This window comes from Streptomyces lincolnensis, assembly GCF_021173675.1.
In the GTDB taxonomy this organism is placed as follows: Bacteria; Actinomycetota; Actinomycetes; order Streptomycetales; family Streptomycetaceae; genus Streptomyces; species Streptomyces lincolnensis_B.
In genome coordinates this window covers 129,391-149,501 of record NZ_JAIHON010000010.1, presented here as the reverse complement: position 1 = coordinate 149,501, position 20,111 = coordinate 129,391, and the positions used below count along the sequence as shown (strand labels likewise).

The following is a 20,111-nucleotide window of genomic DNA, read 5'->3' as shown; positions in this document are numbered from 1 at the left end:
GCGATGTGTCTGGGCATCCCGGGCCGGATCCTGGAGATCCACGACGACGCCGGACTGCGCATGGCCACCGTCGACTTCGGCGGCATCCGGCGCGAGGTGTGCCTCAGCTGCACTCCCGACGCGGACATCGGCTCGTACGTCATCGTGCACGTCGGCTTCGCGATCACCCGGGTCGACGAGGCGGAGGCCCACCGGACGCTGGACGTGCTGCGCGCCATGGCGGGCGCGGTGGAGGGCGAGCTCGGCGAGCCGCTTCCCTGAGGCCCGGCGACGGGCCCCGAGGCGGGCCGCTCGGCCGGTCACGACCCGGTCGGCCCGCCGGATTGGGCCGGTCAGCCCCTGCCGCGGACGGTGCGGCAGCCGGAAGCTGACGGTGGAGGCACCCGGATGCGCCCCGCGCGAGGAGGACCCTCATGACCGCCATCGCACCTTCCGCCGTCATCGACACCGACGGACTGGACGCGCTCGTCACGGTCCTGTTGGCGCGGGGCCGCACGGTCGTCGGACCCACCGTCCGGGACGGCGCGATCGTGCTCGCCGAACTGTCCTCCGCGTCCCAACTGCCCTATGGCTGGGGGGTCGAACTCGACGCCGGGCGCTACCGGCTCGTTCCCCGTGAGGACGGCGCGGCCTTCGCGCACAGCGCGGGCCCGCAGTCCTGGAAGTCCTGGCTGCACCCGGCGCGCGAGCGCCTGTGGAGCGCCGACCGGACCCCGGAGGGCGAGGTGTCCTTCACCGCCGCCGAACCCGAGGCGCCGTCGTACGCGTTCCTCGGTGTCCGCCCCTGCGACCTGCGCGCCATCGCGATCCAGGACGGCGTCCTGACGGGCGGACGGTACGAGGACACCGGATACGGCGCCCGCAGGCGGGGCGCCCTGCTGATCGCCGCCGAGTGCACCGAGCCCGGCGCCACCTGCTTCTGTGTGTCCACGGGAGGCGGCCCCGCGGCCGACCCCGGGTACGACCTGGCGCTGACCGAGATCGTCGACGACGACGGCCATCGCTTCCTCGTGCGCATCGGCAGCGAGGAGGGCGCCCGGCTCCTGGACGACGTGCCCCACCGCAGGGCAGACATGGTCACCGAGGCCACCGCCCGCGGCGCCGTGGACGCCGCCCGGGACCGGATGGGCCGTGCCCTGCCCGCGGTCGACCTGCGGGCGCTGCTCGGCGCGAGCCCGGAGGCAGACCGCTGGGACGACCTCGCCTCCCGCTGCCTGACCTGCGGAAACTGCACCCTGGTGTGCCCCACCTGCTTCTGCACCACGACGGAGGAGGTCACCGACCTCACCGGCGATCACACCGAACGCTGGCAACGCTGGGACTCGTGCTTCGATCTGGACTTCTCGTTCCTGCACGAGGGGCCGGTGCGCTCCTCGGGGCGCTCCCGCTACCGGCAGTGGCTCACCCACAAACTCTCCACCTGGCACGACCAGTTCGGCAGCTCCGGCTGCGTCGGCTGCGGGCGCTGCATCGCCTGGTGTCCGGTCGGTATCGACATCACCGAGGAAGTCGCCGCCCTGCGCGCCGAACAAGAGACGGAGACGGAGCGATGACCCCTTCGATCACCCTGCGCCTGGAGCACGCGCTGCCCGCCGAGCACCGGGAACGGCTGCTGCGTGTCGCCCGCGAGGCCGAACTGCCGCCGGGCGCCCGGCTGTTCGAGGAGGGCGGGCGCGCCGACCGCTTCTGGATCGTCCGCGAGGGCACGGTCGGCCTCGACATGCACGTGCCCGGCCGTCGCACGCCCCTCGTCGAGACGCTGGGCACCGGCGACCTCGTGGGCTGGTCGTGGCTGTTCGAGCCGTACGTCTGGCAGCTGGGCGCCGTGGCGACGACCCGGGTGCGGGCCTACGAGTTCGACGCCGTCGCCGTGCGTCTGATGTGTGACGACGACCCCGAGTTCGGCCGCGCGGTCGGTCGCTGGGTCGGCGGCGTGCTGTCCCACCGGCTGAACGCGGCCCGCGCCCGGCTGGTCGACCTGTACGGCTCCCCCGCCGTCTTCACCGCCGGTGGTGCGCCATGACCGCGGTGCCCGTTCCGTATCTCGTGGTCGACCGCCGGCGGGAGACCTCGGAGTCGGTGACCCTGCGACTGGAACCGGTCGGGGAGGCGCTCGCCGACTTCGCTCCGGGGCAGTTCGCGATGGTGCACTGCTTCGGCCGCGGTGAGATCCCCCTGTCGGTGAGTTCCGTACAGTCCACGGGCGGCCTCGCGCACACGATCCGCAGCGTGGGAGCCGTGTCTGAGGGACTGTGCGCGGCCCGCGTGGGGGACGTCGTCGGTCTGCGCGGTCCGTACGGATCGAGCTGGGAGCTTCCGCGGGCGCGCGGGGGCGACGTGCTGGTGGTCGCCGGAGGCATCGGGCTGGCCCCTCTCAGGCCGCTCGTGCTGGGCGCGCTGGCCGGATCCCGCGCCTACCGTCGGCTGAGTGTCCTGGTGGGGGCTCGTACCCCGGCCGACCTGATCGCCCGCACGGAGCTGGATCTGTGGCCCACGGCGTACACCGGCGTGACGGTGGACTGGCCGGACCCGACGTGGCACGGGGACGTGGGCGTGGTCACCCAGCTGCTCGGCCGGGCGCCCTTCGACCCCGATACGGCCTGGGCCTTCGTCTGCGGACCCGAGCCGATGATCCGGGCCACGGCCCGCGACCTGGCCCACCGCGGCGTGCCGCCGGAGCGGATCCGGGTCTCGCTGGAGCGCACCATGCGCTGTGCCACCGGGACGTGCGGACACTGCCAGCTCGGTCCGCTGCTGGTCTGCCGGGACGGACCGGTCGTCGGCTGGGACCGGGCCGCACCCCTGCTGTCGGTGAGGGAGTTGTGAGATGAGCGCACCCAAGCTCGCCGTGTTCAAACTGGCCTCCTGCGACGGCTGCCAGCTCACCCTGCTGAACTGCGAGGACGAACTGCTCGCCCTGGCGGGCGCGGTGGAGATCTCCCACTTCCTGGAGGCCTCCAGCGCGGTACTCCCCGGCCCCTACGACCTGACCCTCGTCGAGGGCTCGGTCACCACCGCCGAGGACGCCGAGCGCGTCCGCGCGATCCGCGCCGCCTCCCGCCATCTGGTGACGATCGGCGCCTGCGCGACCGCCGGCGGCATCCAGGCCCTCCGGAACCTCGCGGACGTCGACGAGTACCGGCGCACCGTCTACGCACACCCCGAGTACATCTCCGCGCTCGCCACCTCCACACCCGTGTCGGACCACGTGGACGTCGACTTCGAACTGCGCGGCTGCCCGGTCGACCGGCGCCAGTTCCTCGAAGTGATCACCGCGTTCCTCGCCGGGCGCAAACCCGACGTGCCGAACCACAGCGTGTGCTTCGAGTGCAAACGGCGCGGCACGGTGTGCGTCACGGTGGCCCACGGCACACCCTGCCTGGGGCCGGTCACCCACGCCGGCTGCGGGGCGCTGTGCCCGGCGTACCGGCGGGGCTGCTTCGGCTGCTTCGGACCGTCCGGTTCGGTCAACCTGCCCGCGCTGATCCCGCTGCTGCGCCGCGACGGCCTCGACGAGGACGCCGTGGAGCGCTTCCTGCACACCTTCAACACCGCCGCCTTCGACAAGGAGCTGAGGTCGTGACCCACCGTGGATCCCGTGTCCTGCACGTCGGCTCGCTCTCCCGGGTCGAGGGTGAGGGCGCGCTGCGCCTGCACGTCCAGGGCCGCACGGTCACCGAGGCACGGCTGGAGATCTACGAGCCGCCGCGCTTCTTCGAGGCGTTCCTGCGGGGCCGCTCCTACACCGAGCCGCCCGACATCACCGCCCGGGTGTGCGGGATCTGCCCGGTGGCGTACCAGATGAGCGCGTGCGCGGCGATCGAGGACGCCTGCGGGGTGAGTGTCGACCCGGCGATCCGGGAGCTGCGCAGGCTGCTGTACTGCGGGGAGTGGATCGAGAGCCAGGCCCTGCACATCCATCTTCTGCACGCTCCGGACTTCCTTGGCCGGGCGAGCGCCATCGACCTGGCACGCACGCACCGGGCCGAGGTGGAGCGCGGGCTCCGGCTGAAGAAGGCCGGCAACGCGCTGATGGAGCTGCTGGGCGGGCGGGCCGTGCATCCGGTGAACGTCCGCCTGGGCGGCTTCCACCGGGTGCCGGCGCGAGCCGAACTGCGCTCCCTGTCGGAGGAGTTGAAAAGGGCGCTGGACGACGCCTGGGCGACCGTGCGCTGGGTGGCCGGGTTCGGGTTCCCGGACGCGCACACCAAGGCCTCGCTGCTGGCGCTGGCCGACCCGGACACCTACGCCATCGAGGGCGGCACCCCGACCGTCCTGCGCGCGGACGGGACCAGCGGTTCCTTCCCCGTGCGGGAGTTCACCCACCGGGTCCGCGAGACCCAGGTGCCGCACTCCACGGCCCTGCACTCGCGGCTCGACGGGCACCTGCATCTCACCGGCCCCCTCGCCCGGTTCGCCGTCGGCGGCAGCAGGCTGTCGCCGCTCGCGATCGAGGCGGCGGTCGAGGCCGGTCTGGGCGATCCGCGCGAAGGCGCCGTCTGCCGCAATCCGTACCGGTCCGTCCTCGTCCGGGCGGTGGAGACGGTGTACGCCGTCGGCGAGGCCCTGCGGATCGTCGAGACGTACGAGCCGCCCGAGCACCCGTACACCGAGGTCCCAGCGGTCGCGGGCACCGGCCACGGTGCCACCGAGGCGCCCCGGGGACTCCTCTACCACCGCTACGAGATCGACGCGGACGGAATCGTGACCAGCGCGCTGCTGGTCCCTCCCACCGCCCAGAACCAGGGTGCGATCGAGGACGACCTGCACCGGCTGGCCCAGGAGGCCATCGCCGAACACGACCCGACGGACGCCGAGTTGACGGCGCTGTGCGAGCGGGCGATCCGCAACCACGACCCGTGCATCTCGTGCTCCACCCATTTCCTCGACCTGACGGTCGTTCGCACCCCCGGAGGCCACGATGCCTGAATCCCCCTTCACCGTGAGCGATGTGATGACCCACACCGTCATCGCCGTCGGACGCGACGCGTCCTTCAAGGAGATCGTCGGGCTGATCGACCAGTGGAAGGTCAGCGCACTGCCCGTCCTGGAGGGCGAGGGACGGGTGATCGGGGTGGTCTCCGAGGCCGACCTGCTGCCCAAGGAGGAGTTCCGGGACACCGACGAGGGCGATCCGGCGGAGTGGGCCAAGGCCGGCGGGGTCACGGCGGGCGAGCTGATGAGCACGCCGGCCGTGACCGTGCACGCCGACGCCTCGCTCGCCGAGGCGGCCCGGATCATGGCCCGCCGGCACGTCAAACGACTGCCCGTCGTGGACGGCATCGGCATCCTCCAGGGCGTGGTCAGCCGCAGCGACCTGCTGAAGGTCTTCCTGCGGGGAGACGAGGAGATCGCCGAGGAGATCCGGCACGGCGTCCTCGACCGGCTGCCGGTCCTCACCGAGCTGGAGGTGTCGGTGAGCGAAGGCGTGGTCGTGCTCAGCGGCTCCCTGCCCGACCGCACGCTCGTGCCCGTCGTGGCCCGGGCGATACGGGCCGTCGAGGGAGTCGTCGACATACGGCTGGACCTGACGCACCGATGAAGTACCTCGACGAGTACCGCGATCCCGTGCTCGCCCGGCGGCTGCTGGACGAGCTGCGGGGCACCGCCACGCGCCCCTGGCGCATCATGGAGGTGTGCGGTGGCCAGACCCACACCCTGGTCCGCCAGGGCATCGACGAGCTGCTGCCGGCCGGCATGCGCATGATCCACGGGCCGGGCTGCCCGGTGTGCGTGACCCCGCTGGAGACCCTGGACCGGGCCATGGCCGTCGCCGCCCGCCCCGGTGTGATCCTCACCAGCTTCGGCGACATGCTGCGGGTGCCCGGCAGCGACACCGACCTGCTGTCGCTGCGGGCCCGGGGCGCGGACGTCCGCGTGGTCTACGCCCCGATGGACGCCGTACGCCTGGCGGCCGCGCACCCCGACCGCGAGGTGGTCTTCCTGGCGGTCGGGTTCGAGACGACGGCACCCGCCAACGCGATGGCGGTGCTGCACGCCGCCCGCCTGGGCCTGGCCAACTTCTCGATGATCGTCAGCCACGTCCTGGTGCCGCCCGCGATGACCGCGCTGCTCGAAGACCCTGACTGCGAGGTGCAGGCCTTCCTGGCGGCCGGGCATGTGTGCGCGGTGATGGGCTGGCGTGAGTACGAGCCGATCGCCGCCCGGCACCGGGTACCGATCGTGGTCACCGGTTTCGAGCCGCTGGACCTGCTGGAGGGCATCCTGATGGCCGTACGGCAGCTGGAGTCGGGCCGGTACGAGGTGGAGAACCAGTACGTGCGGGCCGTACGCCGGTCGGGCAACACCGCCGCCCAGGACGCGGTCCGGTCGGTGTTCAAGGTCACCGACCGGACCTGGCGCGGCATCGGGGCGCTGCCCGACAGCGGCCTCGAACTCGCGGACGCCTACGTCCGGTTCGACGCCGCGCGCCGTTTCGCGGTCGGCGGCCTGTGCCCCGCCGAGGACCCGGAGTGCATCGCGGGCGCCATCCTCACCGGGGCGAAACTGCCCACCGACTGCACCGCGTACGGCACCCGCTGCACGCCCCGTCGTCCGCTCGGCGCGCCGATGGTGTCGTCCGAGGGGACCTGTGCCGCCTTCCACGCGGCCGGACGAACCAGGAGTGCGCCATGACCATCGAATGCCCCGCCCCGCGCCACGAGGACGAGGTCGTGCTGCTGGGACACGGAGCCGGCGGCCGGCTGACGGCGGAACTGCTCGACCGGGTCGTTCTGCCGGGTCTGCACGCCGGCCCGGGTCCCCTGGAGGACGCGGCGCTGCTTCCCGGCCATCGGGAACTGGTGATCAGCACCGACAGCTTCGTCGTCAGCCCGCTGTTCTTCCCCGGCGGGGACATCGGCTCGCTGGCCGTGCACGGGACGGTCAACGACCTCGCCATGCGCGGCGCGTGGCCCCTGGCCCTGTCCGTCTCCCTCATCGTCGAGGAGGGACTGCCGCTGGCCGAACTGCGGTCCGTGGTGGAGTCGTTGGGCAAGGCGGCCCAGGAGGCCGGGGTGCCGGTGGTCACCGGGGACACCAAGGTCGTCGGACGGGGCGCGGCCGACCGGCTGTTCGTCAACACCACCGGCGTCGGTCAGCGGCACGGCTCGCTGCACCCGTCCGCCGCGCTGGCCCGCCCCGGCGACGCGGTCCTGCTGTCCGGCCCGATCGGACTGCACGGCACGACCGTGCTCAGCACCCGTGAGGGCCTGGGCTTCGAGGGGGACATCGCCTCCGACAGCCGGCCGCTGCACCGGCTGGTGCGCGCGCTGGGGCCGATCGGTGGCGCGGTGCACGTGCTGCGCGACCCGACCCGGGGCGGTCTGGCCGCGGCCCTCAACGAGATCGCCCGTGACTCGGCCGTGGCCGTGGAGATCGAGGAGAGCGCCGTTCCCGTGCCCGAGGCGGTCGCCTCCGCCTGTGACCTGCTCGGGCTGGACCCGCTGATCGTCGCCAACGAGGGCTGCATGGTCGCCTTCGTCGCCGCCGACGCCGCCGGGCGGGCCCTCGACGCCCTGCGCTCCCTGCCCGAGGGCGCGCAGGCCGTACGCATCGGCGAGGTCCTGCCGGAGGGGCCCGGCGGACGGGTCACGCTGCGGACCCTGGTGGGCGCCCGGCGCATCGTGGACATGCCGCTCGGGGAGCAGTTGCCCCGCATCTGCTGACGGCGGGAATCGGGAAAGCCGACTCGGTGGTCTTCGCCCCGATCCGTCGTCACCCGTCACCGTCCGGCCGTCGCCCGATCGCGCACCAGCAGGTCGGCGAGCGGGCGCCGTGGCACGGCGGCGGCCGGCGCCGTGTGGCCGAGCCTGAGCACCATCTGCGGGAAGCGCCCCGGGGTGAGCCGTGCGCGCACCTGACCGCGCGTGTCGGACAGTTCGAGCGGCTGGGTGTGGAAGGCCGCCATCACGTCGTGGGCCGCCGCGTGCAGCAGCACGCGCTGGAGCGCCTGCCCGGCCCGTAGCCAATCCGCGGGTCCGTCGCCGGGGGTGGACAGCACGAGCACGGCTCCCGTCCCGGCGCGACGGTTGCCGGCCGGGAGGACGTACCGGTGCGCCGCGCCGAGATAGTCGCGGCCGGCCAGCAGCGTCAGGTCCGGGGGGATCCTGCACATCGCGGCGGGCAGCCCCCACGGTCCGACGCAGCGCGCGAGTTCGGCGACATGTATGGGATCCGCCCGGTGCCGATCCTCCGCGGTGCGTACCAGTTCCGCCAGTGTCGCCAACCGGTCCGAGGTGTCGACGGCCTCCAGATCGGCGCCCTCGGCCCGGGCGTGCTCGCGCAGGTCGTCGAGCAGCGTCGTGGGCAGTCGCCCGGGGAGGAACGGGCCCCGACGGGTTCGCCGGTGGCCGATCGCCCGGGCCATCCGCGCCTCGTCCTCGGTGGCCGAGGCGTACGGGCCGAAGCCCACCCGGGCCAGATAGCCCGGCCGGCCGAGCGCCGGCAACACGTCCACGACGGGCCGGAATCCCAGCTGCCGTACGGCGATCCGCACGTTGAACAGCGCGGCACCGCCGGCGATGACGGTCTGCCTGCCGCCCGGGTCCGTCCACGTCAGACGTCGGGCGGCGTCGGTGTGGATCTCGAAGCCGTGGTCGTGGCCCTCCTCGGCGAAGAACCAGGGCTGACTGTTGTGCGGCGAAGGTGCCAGGGCCGCGGCACGGGCCAGGTGGAGAACCGCGCGGCCGGGATTCCGGTACGCCATGGACATCATCGGCACCACCCTTCGGGAAGCGTCCACCCTCAGCGTCCCCGCCCCCGGCCCCGGGTCACAGGGGTCTGTTGACCCTGTCCCGGTCCGGACGTCCCTCCCCGACATCGGCCCGTCGCCCCCGCCCCGGGGAGGACTCGCGTGTTCCGCGGGACCTCCCGCACCCGCGTCCCCCAGGGCCGACCGGTCCCCCGAGGTACGGCCCCGACGGCCCCGCGATCGGGCCCGGGGAGCTCTGGTACGAGCCCGGGTCGAGCGCTTCGCTGGAGGTGACGGCGGAGGAGGAGACCATGACCGGTGAACCGCGCACCTCGTACCCGGCGCCCGCCCCTTGATCTTTCCCACCGTGCCGCGGGCCGTGAGGCACCGACACCGGCCCGCGACACGAAGAACCCCGGCGTGAGCATCCACGCCGGGGTCGCCCACGTCCCGCCCTCCGTCGTACCGAAAACGCCGCCGGACGCGAGGGGGCCGCACGTCCCCCGCCGGGGCCGGGTGGCCCATGGTCCGGCCGGTCGCCCACGGCCACTCTGGAAGAGGCAAGGACGTACCGCCTTCCTGGAGGCACCCCATGAACGCTCCCGCCACGACGCACATGCCGCGGGCGCTGCCCGCCGAGCACCGTCAACGGCTGCTGAACATCGCCCGGGAGGTGTCCTTCCCGCAGGGCACCCGGCTCTTCGAGGAAGGGGGCCGCGCCGACCGGTTCTGGATCATTCGCACCGGCACCGTCGATCTCGACATGCACGTGCCCGGCCGCAGGGCGGCCGTCGTCGAGTCCCTCGGGCACAACGAGCTGGTCGGCTGGTCCTGGTTGTACCCGCCGCACACGTGGCACCTGGGGGCCGAGGCCACCTCCCCGGTGCGCGCGTACGAGTTCGACGCCGCGGCCGTGCGCGACCTGTGCAAGGACGATCCGGCGTTCGGCATGACCGTCTCCCAGTGGGTGGGGCAGGTCGTCGCCCACCGGCTGCACGCGGCCCGGACCCGGCTGCTTGACCTGTACGCCCCGTACGGCAGCGGCGGCCTGCGCTGACCGCCGTGCCCGAGTCGAGGAGCCACCGTGCACGGATCCCCGCACATCGTGAGTGACGTGATGACGCGCGACGTGGCCACCGCCGACCGCGGCGCCACGTTCACGGAACTCGTCCGGACCATGCAGGACCGCGGGATCAGCGCGCTGCCCGTGACGGACCGCGCAGGCCGCGTCCTCGGGATCGTGTCCGAGGCCGATCTGCTGCCCAAGGAGGAGTTCCGCGACAGCGACCCCAGGCGGCTCACCCAGATGCGCCGCCTGTCCGACCTCGCGAAGGCCGACGCGGTGACCGCGGGCGAGCTGATGACCTCGCCCGCGCTGACCGTCCGTGCGGACGCCACGCTCGCGCAGGCGGCGCCCATCATGGCGCGCGCCGAGGTCAAGCGGCTGCCCGTCGTGGACGAGCAGGGCCGGCTGGAGGGCGTGGTGAGCCGTGCCGACCTGCTGAAGGTGTTCCTGCGCGAGGACGAGGAGATCGCCGAGGAGGTGCGGCGCGAGGTGGTGGCGTATCTCTTCCCCGCCCCGGCGTCCGCCGTGCGCGTCGAGGTCCGCGACGGTGTCGTGCGGCTCGCCGGCCGGGTCCGGGACGTCTCGCTCGTCTCCGTGGCCGAGCGGCTGGTGCGCGCGGTGGAGGGCGTCGTGGACGTCCGTTTCACGCTTGAGGTGCCCGGCGCCGCACCCTCCGGGTGACCGGCCGGGAACACGGCGCGCGGCGCGGGCCGGTCGGCCCACCCCGGTGGCCCGACCGGCCCGCGGCGGCGGCAACTCGGCTGCGGTGCAATGGAGTTGAGGAACACGTCCGCTCTCCGCACGGAAGGAAAACGCCATGAGGTCGCCCCGTGCCCTTCGTCGTGTCGGTCTGGGTGTCGTGATGCTGCCCCTCGGGGCGGCGGCAGCACCGGCCGCCACCGCGACCGGCGTCCAGGAGGACGCCCCGGTCACCACGGTCACCACCGTCACCGCTCCGGCCCGGCAGGGCAGTCCACGGTCCACCGTCGACCGCGTCGCCGACTTCTACGGCGCCTACATCGACGTCCTGTACGACTCCGGCCGCACCCCGCTGGCCCAAGCGCTGCGCGAGCACTACCTCACCGCCGAGTTCCGTGCGGCCCTGACCCGTTGGGAGGCCGGCCACCACAAGGACGGCATGCTGCGGGCCAAGGGCGTGCCGGTCGCCTGGGAGGTCGTCTACAACGACAGCGGGATGGGCCACTGCTGGACCCGTGTCACCCTCACCTGGCAGGACTCCGGTGACCGGACCCACCGCACATACCTGATGATCCAGTCCGACCTGGAGTCGAGCCTCATCTCCGGCATCCGGACCGCCGACCGGCAGTGAACACGTTCGCCCCGTCGCCGTCACGCGGCACATCCAGGTGCCCGCGGCTCCGCTGCGGGCCACGGCTCGGGGACGCCGTCGACGACGGATCCCGGCCCTCCCCCAGGCGGCCTGTGCGCGCGACGGTTCGCCCGGCGCAGCCTCAGCGCGTCGAGGAACGCGGTCAGGACGAAGCCCGTGCCCATCGCCGCGAACAGCAGGAGCACGAACCGCTCCCAGAACTCCAGTGCTGGACTCGTGCCCACTGTCCTCGCCTCCCGGGCCGGTGCCGTTTCCTCTCATGTCCAGCCAACCGCGTCCCGGACGAAAGGGCATGAGCCGTCCGGCACCGAACGCAGGACTGGAGCCCGGTAGACGTCGAGGGCGGCGAGCGCCATCGGACTGTCGACGTAGACCGGCACCGACGCGGGAATCCCGCCCTCCTGCCGCAACGCGGCGAGCTCGTGCAGGACGACCTCGGTACGGTCGAGCGCGAACGCCGGGATGACGACGGTGCCGCCGCGGGCCAGCGTCCTGGCGAGCACGTCGGCGAACCGGGACCGCCCGGTCTCCTCCTCGTGCCGCCGGTTGCCGTAGGTGGACTCCATCAGCAGCACGTCCGCCCCCGAGAACGGCTCCGGCGGACGCAGCAGGGGATGGCCGGGGCGGCCGAGGTCACCGCTGACGGCGAGAGTGTGCCCGTCCTCCAGGGTGAGCCGCGCCCAGGCGGAGCCGAGGATGTGACCGGCCGGATGCAGGGTGAGCTCCGTTCCGGCGGCGATGTCGACCGGCGTGCCGGTCGGGACGGGGTCCAGGAGCTTCAGGGTGCGGTCCACGTCCGAGTCGTCGTAGAGGGGCTGCGCGGGCCGGTGTTTGGACCAGCCGTGCTCGTTGGCGTGCTGGGCGGTCTCGGTCTGCAGCTTGGCGCTGTCGCGCAGGACGATCTCCATCAGCCGGGCGGTGAACTCCGTCGTGACGACGCGTCCCCGGAAACCGTGCCGGACCAGCCGGGGGAGGTATCCGCAGTGGTCCAGGTGGGTGTGGGTGACCACGACCGTATGGATGTCCGCGGCGTCGCAGAGCAGTCCGCGCCAGTTGCGTCTGCGCAGGTCGGCGAGGCCCTGGAAGAGACCGCAGTCGACGAGGACGCGGGCGTGGTCGCTCTCCACGAGGAACTTGCTGCCGGTCACCGTCCCGACCCCGCCCATGAACGTCAGCAGCGCCGGCCTGGACCTCGTCACCGGCACGCCTGCCCGGTCTGTCCGCACACTCGTCATGACGTCGTCTCCTTCTCAACCGGGGCCGTCCGGCCCGGAAGGCCCCGCGGTCCGGCGACGCCGGCGCCCGCGGCGCTGTAGTCGGCGTCGGTGGACCAGGTACCGGAGCCGGCCCCGGTTTCGACCAGGACGTCGATCCCGGCCTCCGTGACGAGGGCGACGCGGCGTTCGCCGGGCTCCCGTTCCTGTACGGCCCCTACGGTGACGGTGGCCATGATCTGTTGCCTCTCCTCCCTTTGGCCCGGCGTCGGCCTCGTCGATCTCCTCGGCCGGGCCGTGGTTGCGTGAAGGGGCCAGGACACGTCCACCGGCCCGGGCCCACGGGGACGGTCAGTTCCGCTTCGGTGCGCCCGCCAGTTCGTCGGCGACCCGCGCTGCCCAGCGCTCGATCTCGGTGAAGTCGCGGAAGTCTCCGCCCTTGCCGTTACGCACGATCATCCGTGCGATCCGGCCCTTCGCGCCCTCCTCCAGGCAGCCGCCGAAGGTGGTGTGGCCCTTGGCGTCGAGCCTGACCATGGCGCGCTTCACACCGGGTACGGGCGGGATGTCCTTCTCCGAGGCCGAGGCGTCGAGCGGGCCGCTGCTGAAGAGCCACAGCGGGCGTTCGGCGAGGGCCTGGCGGTTCCGCCGGAGGAAACGGCGCGCGTCCTTGTGCCAACGGCCCGCGTAGAGGCCGCCGCCGACCACGACGGCGTCGTAGCGCGTCACGTCCCGCACCGACCGGGCCGACTGTGCCGAGGCCGCGAATCCCTCCTTGCGCAGCACCTCGGCCACGGTCTCGGCGATCTGTGCGGTGGATCCGTTCGTCGTGCCGTAGGCGACCAGCACTTCGGTGGTCATGTCGGTCCTCCTGTCAGAGCCTGCGCAGCCAGTCGTCGGCCACACCGTGCAGTGCCTGCTCCTGGGGCCGGACACGGGCGTCGTCCAGCCGGTAGGAGAGCTTGTCGACGACCGCGACGACCCCGTCGATCCGGCGGGTCATCGAGACGGCGATCTCGGTCTCGCTCCTGCGTTCCATGTGTCCGGAGAGCGTGACCACGCCTTCGGTCACGGAGACGTCGATGCTGCGGGGCGGCAGCCACAGGGCCCGGACGAGCACCTCGTCGATCACCTCGGCGCGGATCTCCGCGTCGGGCCGCAGGAAGACCTGGAGCAGATCCCGCCGGGTGACGATGCCGACCAGCCGGTCCGCCTCGTCGAGGACCGGCAGCCGCTCGACGCGGTGCTGGGCCATCGTGCGGGCGGCCTCGACGATCGTGTTGTCGGCGTGGACCGTGACGGGCGGCTCACTCATGAGCTGTCCGGCGGTGCGTGCCCTGGCCTTGGCCGCCCGCTTCCGCGCGGCGGACGTCAGGTCGGCGAACCGGAAGCGCTTCTTCGGCTCGTACGGGTCGGGCATGTCCGCCTGGCGGGCCATCAGGTCCGTCTCGGAGATCACCCCGATGACCTTGTCGTCCTCGTCGACCACCGGCAGGCCGCTGATGCGGTGCTCGCCGAGCAGGCGGGCCACCTTCTTGAACGGGGTGCCGTAGGTGACCCGGACGACCTCGGTGGTCATCACGGAGCCGACCTTGTTGTGCTTCATGGCTGTCTCCTTGTCAGCGGAGCCTGCGAAGGTAGGGGTCCTGCGGCCTGCGCGGCAGCAGGCGCACGCGCGCGTCGAGCACCGTCACGCCACCCGGCGTCGCGAGCACGGGGTTGAAGTCGGCCTCGGCGAGCTGCGGAAGGTCGCGCGCCATGCGGGACAGCCGGTGCAGTACCTGTTCGAGGCCGGCGAGGTCGACGGGCCCGCCGCCGTCCGCTCCGAAGAGCAGCGGGGCGCAGCGCGGGGAGGTGATCATGTCGTGCACGTCGTGGTCGGTGAGCGGGGCGAGCCGGGCCGCGTGATCGGCGAGGATCTCGGTGGCGGTGCCGCCGAGTCCGAACAGGACGAGCGGTCCGAAGACCTCGTCCTGGACGACACCCGCGAAGAGTTCGGTGCCCCGGGACGCGAGTGGTTGCACGACCACACCGGTGAGCAGTCCCGCGAACCGGGTCTCCAAATCCCGGAACGCGGCGCGCACTTGACTGTCGCCCCGAAGGTCCAGGTGGACGGCGTGCTCCACGCTCTTGTGCAACAGGCCGGGCCAGTACCCCTTCATCACCACGCGGCCGTCGGCGCCGCGCAACCGGTCGGCGGCCATGACCGCCCGGTCCTCGGTGTCGGCCCACGCCCAGGGCAGCTGCGGGATGCCGTAGCAGTCCAGGAGTTCGGCACATTCGGCCGGGGCGAGCCAGCCCCCGTCCGGGTGGGTGTCCAGGTAGGCCTCCACGACCGCGTGGGCACGGGCGGTGTCGACGCCGTCGAGTTCGGGGAGCGTGCCGGCGGGACGGGCCAGCCAGGCGGCCCGGCGTGCGGCGTGGGCCAGCGCCCGTGCCGCCGCCTGGGGTTCGGCGTAGGCGGGGACGGTGCCGTCGGTGCCGGGCAGCAGCTCGACGGGCAGGGCCTGTTCGAGCCGTACCACGAGAACGGGCTTCGCCCTGTGCCGGGTCCGCCCCGTGACGGCCTTGACGAGGTCGTCACCGGTGGCCGTCGCGACCGCCGTGGGCACGAGCGCGACCAGCACGGCGTCGATGCCGGTGCCGCGCATCAGCCGGTCCACGCAGTCGCCGAGTTGTTCCTCCGTCACGGCGGCGGTGGCATCGATCGGGTTGCCGATCGCGGCGCCGTCGGGCAGGACGGCGAGCAGGTCGTCGACCAGGTCGGGGGCCGGGACCGGCAGCGCGAGCCCGGCCTCGGCGCAGGCGTCCGCGGCCAGCACGCCGGCGCCGCCCGCGTTGGTGACGATCGCGACCCGGGATCCCGCCGGCAGCGGCTGCGCGTGCAACAGCGCCGCGGTCTCCAGGAGTTCACCGACCGAGTGGGTGGCGGTGATGCCGGCCTGGGTGAACAGGGCCTGGCGGGTCATGGTGCGGGTCGCGGCGGCCGCCGTGTGCGAGGCGGCGGCTCGCCGGCCCGCGTCGGTGCGCCCGGCGTCGACGGTCAGCACCGGCATACGGCGGGTCACCCGGCGTGCCGTGCGGGAGAAGGCGCGCGGGTTGCCGAAGGACTCCAGGTGGAGCAGCGCGAGGTCGGTGCGGCCGTCGCTCTCCCACCACTGGAGCAGGTCGTTGCCGCTGACGTCGTACTTGTCACCGAGGGAGGCGAAGGTGGACACCCCGATGCCCAGCCGGGACAGGCCGTCCAGCAGGGCGATGCCGATCCCGCCGGACTGCACGGCCACCCCCGCCGTACCGGGGCGCGGGTGCGTGGCGGCGAAGGTGGCGTCCAGGCGCAGTTGCGCGTCCGTGTTGGAGATGCCCAGGCAGTTGGGCCCCACCATCCGCATCCCGTAGGTGCGGCAGGCCGTCAGGAGAGCCTGTGCCTGACCGGCGTCGAGTCCGGCGGTGACGACGAGCAGGGCCCGTACGCCTGCCTTGCCGCACTCGTCGGCCGTCGAGGCGACCGCGGCGGCGGGTACCGCGACGATCACCAGATCGGGAGTTTTGGGCAGCGCGCCGACGCTCGGGTGGGAAGGGACGCCGAGCAGGGAGTTCACCGCGGGATTCACCGCCCACAGCCGCCCGGTGTAGTCACCGGCCTTCAGGTGGTGCAGGATCGCCCGGCCGACCGACCCGGCCTTGCGTCCGGCGCCCACGACGGCGACGGTCCGGGGTTGCAGCAGGGGCCGCAGGCTCACCACGTCGGCGGTCCGACCGCGCTCCTCGACCGCCGTCAGGTAGGTGTCGTCCTCGTCGAGCGCGATGGTGCAGCGCACTTCGGGCCCCTCGAAGCTGCGGGCCGTGCGCAGGCCGAGGTCGGTGAACAGACGCAGCACCTCGTGGTTCTCGCTCAGGGCGTCGGCGGTGAAGGACGTGACGCCGTCCGCGCGGGCGAGGGAGACCAGGTGCTCGACCAGGAGGGTTCCCACGCCCCGGTGGTGCAGCCCCTCGGCGACCGCGATGGACATCTCGGCCTCGGTGCCGGAGCCGCTCGTGTCGTACTCGGCCAGACCGATCACCCGGCCCTGGGTCTCGGCCAGCAGCGCCCGGTATCCGGCGTGCGGCGCGGCGCACGCGCGGTCGGCGGCCATCTGCGCGGACCTGCGGCTCGCCGCGAAGAAGCGCAGCCGCAGGTTCTCCGGGGACATCTCCTCGTACAGCCCCTGCAGTTGGTCGTGGTCGCCCGCCGCCACGGGGCGGATGCAGACGGTGGTGCCGTCCGCGAGCAGGGCGTGCACCGGGGGCCTGCTGAGCGTTTGGTGCGTCATCGCGGATCTCCTTCGGGTTCTCTCCACGCTTCGAGCGTCCCGCGGAACAGGGCGGGCTCCCATGGGCTGACCGGCGGTGACGAGGGGCCGTTCGGCCCTCGGTCGCCATGTGCCGGCGACCGCCACCACGCTCCGCGCCCGGCCGCCACGCTCCACGCCCGGCCGCCGGGTGAGTGCGGCCGGGCGCGGGACGAGCAGCGTTTCCCGGTGCGGGTCAGTGGTGCGGGACGACGGCGACGGGGGCCGTCGAGTGGTGCAGGACGGCGTGTGCGACGGGCCCGACATGGGCGCCGAACGGGCTGCGCCGGATCCGCCGGCCCACGACGACGAGCGAGGCCTCGCGGGAGGCGTCGACCAGGTGGTTGGCGGGGCTCCCGGAGCGGGACAGCTCCACCACCTCGACCGCCGGGTACTTGGTCCGCCAGGGACGCAGCGCCTCGGTCAGTTCGGCGGCCTTCTGGCGGGCGATCTCGTCGTGGAGCCCCAGGTCTGCGGAGAGTCCGTAGACGTAGTACGGGGGCAGGTTCCAGCCGGAGACGACCCGCAGGCCGGTCTCGCGGCGGGCGGCCTCCTCGAAGGCGAAGGCGATCACCGAGTCGTCGGGGCCCGAGGTGTCGAGCCCGAGCACGACCGGGCGGAACCGGGTCGCCGCGGAGGGGATGCCGGTCGGGTCCGGCTCGTGTTCGTCGGCCGCCTGCTCTCCGGCGCGGACCATGACGACCGGCCGCTCGGCGTGCGCGACGACCGCCAGGCCGACCGAGCCGACCATGAAGCCGCCGATCCCGCTCATCCCGCGCGAGCCGAGGACCAGCAGCTCGGCGTCCTGCGCGGCCTCCGTGAGGATCTCGGCGGGCCGGCCGGGCTCGTGCCGCGCCTCGACCTCGACTCCCGGGTGCCGCAGGCGGATGCCCTCCGCCGCCTCACGCGGGATCCTCTCGCTCCAGTGCTGGAGAGTTTCGCCGCCGACGAGCGGGGCCTGGGCCACGGGCTCCGGTACGGGCTCCCAGACGTGGAGCAGCTTCAGCGTCAGGCCGCGCAGCTTCGCTTCGCGGGCCGCCCATTCGGCGGCGGCCCGGCTTTCGGCGGATCCGTCGAGACCTGCGACAACGGTGCGGACCATGGTTCTGCCTCCTGATCGGGATGTCTGTCTCCAGGCTCGTGCCGGGAGAGCGGGCTGTGCAGGGGCCGCTGGTCCCGGTTCGGGGCCGACCGGCCCCGGCTCGGGCCCGCCGGGGCGATCAGGAGGACGGCGTGGACGACGTGGTGCGGACAGTCCTTTCGCGGCGGACCGGTCGCCCGGCGGTCGCACCGGGCGTATGCGTCACGCGGTGAGCAGGTGTATGACAGGAATGGCGGGGCACACATGCCCATCGGGGCGCGACGCGGCGAGAATGGGGCCGGTCGGCCCTGGTGCGTACGGCCCGGGGCGCGTGAAGATCGACCCGGAGGCGGGCCGCGATCCGCCGATTCGCCGAGAACGAGGGGCCAAGATGACCGAGGCACGCACCTTCACTCCGGAGGATCCGATCCGGGTCTTCCTGCTGGACGACCACGAGGTCGTCCGACGCGGCGTGGCCGATCTGCTGGACGCCGAGGACGACATCAGTGTGGTCGGCGACGCGAGCACCGTCGAACACGCCCTCGCGCGAGCGCCCGCGGTCCGGCCCCACGTGGCCGTGCTCGACGTACGGCTTCCGGACGGCGACGGCATCACCGTCTGCCGCGAGCTGCGCAGCCGGATGCCGGAGCTGGCCTGTCTGATGCTGACCTCGTTCGACGACGAGGACGCCCTCCTCGACGCCATCATGGCCGGCGCCTCGGGCTACGTCCTGAAGCAGATCCGGGGCTCCGACCTGGTCTCGGCCGTCCGCACGGTCGCCTCCGGCCAGTCCATGCTGGACCCCGCCACCACCGCCCGCCTGATGCGCTCCCTGCGCGCCGACCCCGCCGAGACGCCCGCCCTCTCACCGGAGCTGGAGAGCCTGTCACCACGGGAGCGCGACATCCTCGCCCTGATCGGCGACGGCCTGACCAACCGAGAGATCGGCAAGAAGCTCTACCTGTCGGAGAAGACCGTCAAGAACCACATCTCCCGCCTGCTGGCCAAGCTCGGCGTCCAGCGCCGCGTCCAGGCCGCCGTCCTCGCCTCCCAACTGGACCAGCCCGACACCGGCGACCACCCCGGGCGGCGGTGACACAACGGCGGCGCCGTGCGCCACGGCGCACGCATGATCCTGCTCCTCGGCAGGGCCGCCCGGGGCCTCCTCTCGGCTACTCTTGAAGAGTTCTTCAATTCGTTAGTTGCCTTGACAGGCAGGTTCCACGAGGAGGTCCCCGGTGGGCGGGTTCGTCGAGGCCGCGCGGGAGCGGGTGCGCGACGCGCACACCGCGCTCGCGGCCGCCCGGAAAGCCGAGGACGCCTACGCGACGGCCGTGGCGCAGGACGAGCTGGACGACGCGCTGCGCGTGGCTCGGGGGCACGGCATCAGCGTGGAGGACCTGGAAGCGGGCGAGGGGTGATCACGGTGCCGGTTCCGCTGTACGAGGCGAAGGCGGAGTTCTTCCGGATGCTCGGGCACCCGGTGCGCATCCGGGTGCTGGAGCTGCTGCAGGACGGGCCGAAGCCGGTGCGCGACCTGCTGGCCGCCATCGAGGTCGAGCCGTCCAACCTGTCCCAGCAGCTGGCGGTGCTGCGCCGCTCCGGAATCGTCACCGCCACCCGCACCGGCTCGACGGTCGTGTACGAGCTGGCCGGCGGCGACGTCGCCGAACTGCTCGGCGCCGCTCGACGGATCCTGACCGTCCTGCTGGCCGGTCAGCAGGACCTACTGGACGAACTGCGGCAGGACGAGAGCGGGGAGTTGGCGCGGTGAGCGACACGAGGAAGGACCCGGACGACGAGAACTGGAAGGGGCGCGGCGTCGCGCTGCGCGCCTTCTTCTACATCTTCGGCACACACCTGTTCGCGGGATTCGTGTGGCTGCTGTTCTACCTGGGCGAGCACGCCCAGAAGTAGCGGCGGCAGTTCCGCTCCCCCGGAGGGGGGCGTCGTGAGAGCCGTCGCTACGACGACGGCTTCGCCTCCCCCTGCACGGCCTGCAGGTCGGCGAGCAACTCGGCCTGGCCGGCCAGCACGCCGGAGAGGATGGTGCGGGCGACGCGGAGGAGTTCGGCGACGTCCGGACTGGTCAGCGCGTAGTGGACGGTCGAGCCCTCCTTGCGGGACACGACCAGGTTCGCGCGTCGCAGGACGGCCAACTGCTGGGACAGGTGCGCGGGTTCGATGCCCACCTCGGGCAGCATCTCCGCGACCGCGTACTCACGCTCGCTCAGCAGCTCCAGCACGCGGATGCGGGCCGGATGCCCGAGCGTCTTGAAGAACTCGGCCTTCAGCTGGTACAGCGGCGTACTCATCGTGCCGTCGCCTCCTCGACCCGACAGCACGGCCGCACCGGCCGGGCCTCGGCGCATCGCATCC

At 73.0% G+C, this 20,111-nt stretch carries 25 protein-coding genes; 16 read left to right on the top strand and 9 right to left on the bottom strand.

The window, feature by feature from the left end:
- Nucleotides 1-3: 3 nt before the first annotated feature.
- The 9 genes from K4B79_RS29685 to hypE all read left to right on the top strand — a co-directional run bounded on the left by K4B79_RS29685 (nucleotide 4) and on the right by hypE (nucleotide 7,667).
- Nucleotides 4-261, top strand: a complete 258-nt coding sequence (locus K4B79_RS29685; RefSeq protein ID WP_232030131.1) for a HypC/HybG/HupF family hydrogenase formation chaperone — start codon at nucleotides 4-6, stop codon at nucleotides 259-261.
- Nucleotides 262-413: 152 nt separating this feature from the next.
- A complete protein-coding gene (locus K4B79_RS29680; RefSeq protein WP_232030130.1) occupies nucleotides 414-1,553 on the top strand; it encodes a 4Fe-4S dicluster domain-containing protein in 1,140 nt (379 codons plus the stop codon).
- The gene (locus K4B79_RS29675; protein WP_232030128.1) at nucleotides 1,550-2,023 is read left to right on the top strand and encodes a Crp/Fnr family transcriptional regulator; all 474 of its coding nucleotides are present in this window, start codon (nucleotides 1,550-1,552) and stop codon (nucleotides 2,021-2,023) included. The genes K4B79_RS29680 and K4B79_RS29675 overlap by 4 nt, the downstream gene beginning before the upstream one ends.
- Nucleotides 2,020-2,826 (top strand): FAD/NAD(P)-binding protein, encoded by an 807-nt coding sequence (locus K4B79_RS29670; protein WP_232030127.1) that lies wholly within the window; start codon nucleotides 2,020-2,022, stop codon nucleotides 2,824-2,826. Before K4B79_RS29675 ends, K4B79_RS29670 begins: the two co-directional genes overlap by 4 nt.
- A 1-nt stretch (nucleotide 2,827) precedes the next feature.
- Nucleotides 2,828-3,583, top strand: coding sequence for an oxidoreductase (locus K4B79_RS29665; protein WP_232030126.1), 756 nt, complete (start codon nucleotides 2,828-2,830; stop codon nucleotides 3,581-3,583).
- Nucleotides 3,580-4,929 (top strand): Ni/Fe hydrogenase subunit alpha, encoded by a 1,350-nt coding sequence (locus K4B79_RS29660; protein WP_232030125.1) that lies wholly within the window; start codon nucleotides 3,580-3,582, stop codon nucleotides 4,927-4,929. The genes K4B79_RS29665 and K4B79_RS29660 overlap by 4 nt, the downstream gene beginning before the upstream one ends.
- Nucleotides 4,922-5,542, top strand: coding sequence for a CBS domain-containing protein (locus tag K4B79_RS29655; RefSeq protein WP_232030124.1), 621 nt, complete (start codon nucleotides 4,922-4,924; stop codon nucleotides 5,540-5,542). The genes K4B79_RS29660 and K4B79_RS29655 overlap by 8 nt, the downstream gene beginning before the upstream one ends.
- Complete coding sequence (gene hypD / locus K4B79_RS29650) at nucleotides 5,539-6,636, top strand: hydrogenase formation protein HypD (RefSeq protein WP_232030123.1); 1,098 nt, start codon at nucleotides 5,539-5,541, stop codon at nucleotides 6,634-6,636. The genes K4B79_RS29655 and hypD overlap by 4 nt, the downstream gene beginning before the upstream one ends.
- On the top strand, nucleotides 6,633-7,667 hold the full coding sequence (hypE, locus tag K4B79_RS29645; protein WP_232030121.1) for a hydrogenase expression/formation protein HypE: 1,035 nt from the start codon (nucleotides 6,633-6,635) through the stop codon (nucleotides 7,665-7,667). The genes hypD and hypE overlap by 4 nt, the downstream gene beginning before the upstream one ends.
- Before the next feature lie 56 nt (nucleotides 7,668-7,723).
- On the opposite strand, the gene K4B79_RS29640 is transcribed toward hypE, so the two are convergent.
- Entirely contained in the window at nucleotides 7,724-8,743 is a 1,020-nt protein-coding gene (locus K4B79_RS29640) for an Acg family FMN-binding oxidoreductase (RefSeq protein ID WP_232030119.1), read from the bottom strand.
- A 541-nt stretch (nucleotides 8,744-9,284) separates the two neighbouring features.
- Here K4B79_RS29640 and K4B79_RS29635 point away from each other — a divergent pair.
- The 3 genes from K4B79_RS29635 (at nucleotide 9,285) to K4B79_RS29625 (ending at nucleotide 11,088) form a co-directional block, all read left to right on the top strand.
- Entirely contained in the window at nucleotides 9,285-9,749 is a 465-nt protein-coding gene (locus tag K4B79_RS29635; RefSeq protein ID WP_232030118.1) for a Crp/Fnr family transcriptional regulator, read from the top strand.
- A 27-nt stretch (nucleotides 9,750-9,776) separates the two neighbouring features.
- The gene (locus K4B79_RS29630; RefSeq protein ID WP_232030116.1) at nucleotides 9,777-10,439 is read left to right on the top strand and encodes a CBS domain-containing protein; all 663 of its coding nucleotides are present in this window, start codon (nucleotides 9,777-9,779) and stop codon (nucleotides 10,437-10,439) included.
- A 136-nt stretch (nucleotides 10,440-10,575) separates the two neighbouring features.
- Nucleotides 10,576-11,088 carry a hypothetical protein gene (locus K4B79_RS29625; RefSeq protein WP_232030115.1) on the top strand — a complete coding sequence of 171 codons (513 nt, stop codon included), beginning with the start codon at nucleotides 10,576-10,578 and terminating at the stop codon, nucleotides 11,086-11,088.
- A gap of 20 nt (nucleotides 11,089-11,108) precedes the next feature.
- Here the strand turns inward: K4B79_RS29625 and K4B79_RS29620 are convergent, their stop codons facing one another.
- The 7 genes from K4B79_RS29620 to K4B79_RS29590 form a co-directional block, all read right to left on the bottom strand.
- Nucleotides 11,109-11,333 carry a hypothetical protein gene (locus K4B79_RS29620; protein WP_232030113.1) on the bottom strand — a complete coding sequence of 75 codons (225 nt, stop codon included), beginning with the start codon at nucleotides 11,331-11,333 and terminating at the stop codon, nucleotides 11,109-11,111.
- A gap of 33 nt (nucleotides 11,334-11,366) precedes the next feature.
- Nucleotides 11,367-12,344, bottom strand: a complete 978-nt coding sequence (locus tag K4B79_RS29615) for an MBL fold metallo-hydrolase (protein WP_232030111.1) — start codon at nucleotides 12,342-12,344, stop codon at nucleotides 11,367-11,369.
- Nucleotides 12,341-12,559 carry a hypothetical protein gene (locus K4B79_RS29610; RefSeq protein WP_232030109.1) on the bottom strand — a complete coding sequence of 73 codons (219 nt, stop codon included), beginning with the start codon at nucleotides 12,557-12,559 and terminating at the stop codon, nucleotides 12,341-12,343. Before K4B79_RS29610 ends, K4B79_RS29615 begins: the two co-directional genes overlap by 4 nt.
- Nucleotides 12,560-12,674: 115 nt before the next feature.
- Nucleotides 12,675-13,184 (bottom strand): flavodoxin domain-containing protein, encoded by a 510-nt coding sequence (locus tag K4B79_RS29605; protein ID WP_232030107.1) that lies wholly within the window; start codon nucleotides 13,182-13,184, stop codon nucleotides 12,675-12,677.
- A gap of 13 nt (nucleotides 13,185-13,197) precedes the next feature.
- Nucleotides 13,198-13,929 (bottom strand): CBS domain-containing protein, encoded by a 732-nt coding sequence (locus tag K4B79_RS29600; protein WP_232030105.1) that lies wholly within the window; start codon nucleotides 13,927-13,929, stop codon nucleotides 13,198-13,200.
- 13 nt (nucleotides 13,930-13,942) lie between these two features.
- Entirely contained in the window at nucleotides 13,943-16,633 is a 2,691-nt protein-coding gene (locus tag K4B79_RS29595; RefSeq protein ID WP_232030103.1) for a bifunctional acetate--CoA ligase family protein/GNAT family N-acetyltransferase, read from the bottom strand.
- Nucleotides 16,634-16,847: 214 nt separating this feature from the next.
- Nucleotides 16,848-17,753, bottom strand: a complete 906-nt coding sequence (locus tag K4B79_RS29590) for a universal stress protein (protein ID WP_232030102.1) — start codon at nucleotides 17,751-17,753, stop codon at nucleotides 16,848-16,850.
- Between the two features lie 370 nt (nucleotides 17,754-18,123).
- Between K4B79_RS29590 and K4B79_RS29585 the strand changes: the two genes are divergently transcribed.
- From K4B79_RS29585 to K4B79_RS29570, 4 genes are all read left to right on the top strand, one after another.
- A complete protein-coding gene (locus K4B79_RS29585) occupies nucleotides 18,124-18,828 on the top strand; it encodes a response regulator (protein WP_232030100.1) in 705 nt (234 codons plus the stop codon).
- Between the two features lie 142 nt (nucleotides 18,829-18,970).
- Nucleotides 18,971-19,153, top strand: a complete 183-nt coding sequence (locus K4B79_RS29580; protein WP_232030098.1) for a hypothetical protein — start codon at nucleotides 18,971-18,973, stop codon at nucleotides 19,151-19,153.
- 5 nt (nucleotides 19,154-19,158) lie between these two features.
- Nucleotides 19,159-19,506: an ArsR/SmtB family transcription factor gene (locus tag K4B79_RS29575; protein WP_232030096.1), complete on the top strand. Its 348-nt coding sequence runs from the start codon at nucleotides 19,159-19,161 to the stop codon at nucleotides 19,504-19,506.
- A complete protein-coding gene (locus tag K4B79_RS29570) occupies nucleotides 19,503-19,649 on the top strand; it encodes a DUF6126 family protein (protein ID WP_232030094.1) in 147 nt (48 codons plus the stop codon). Before K4B79_RS29575 ends, K4B79_RS29570 begins: the two co-directional genes overlap by 4 nt.
- Nucleotides 19,650-19,696: 47 nt before the next feature.
- Here the strand turns inward: K4B79_RS29570 and K4B79_RS29565 are convergent, their stop codons facing one another.
- Complete coding sequence (locus K4B79_RS29565; RefSeq protein ID WP_232030092.1) at nucleotides 19,697-20,047, bottom strand: ArsR/SmtB family transcription factor; 351 nt, start codon at nucleotides 20,045-20,047, stop codon at nucleotides 19,697-19,699.
- Nucleotides 20,048-20,111 lie beyond the last annotated feature (64 nt).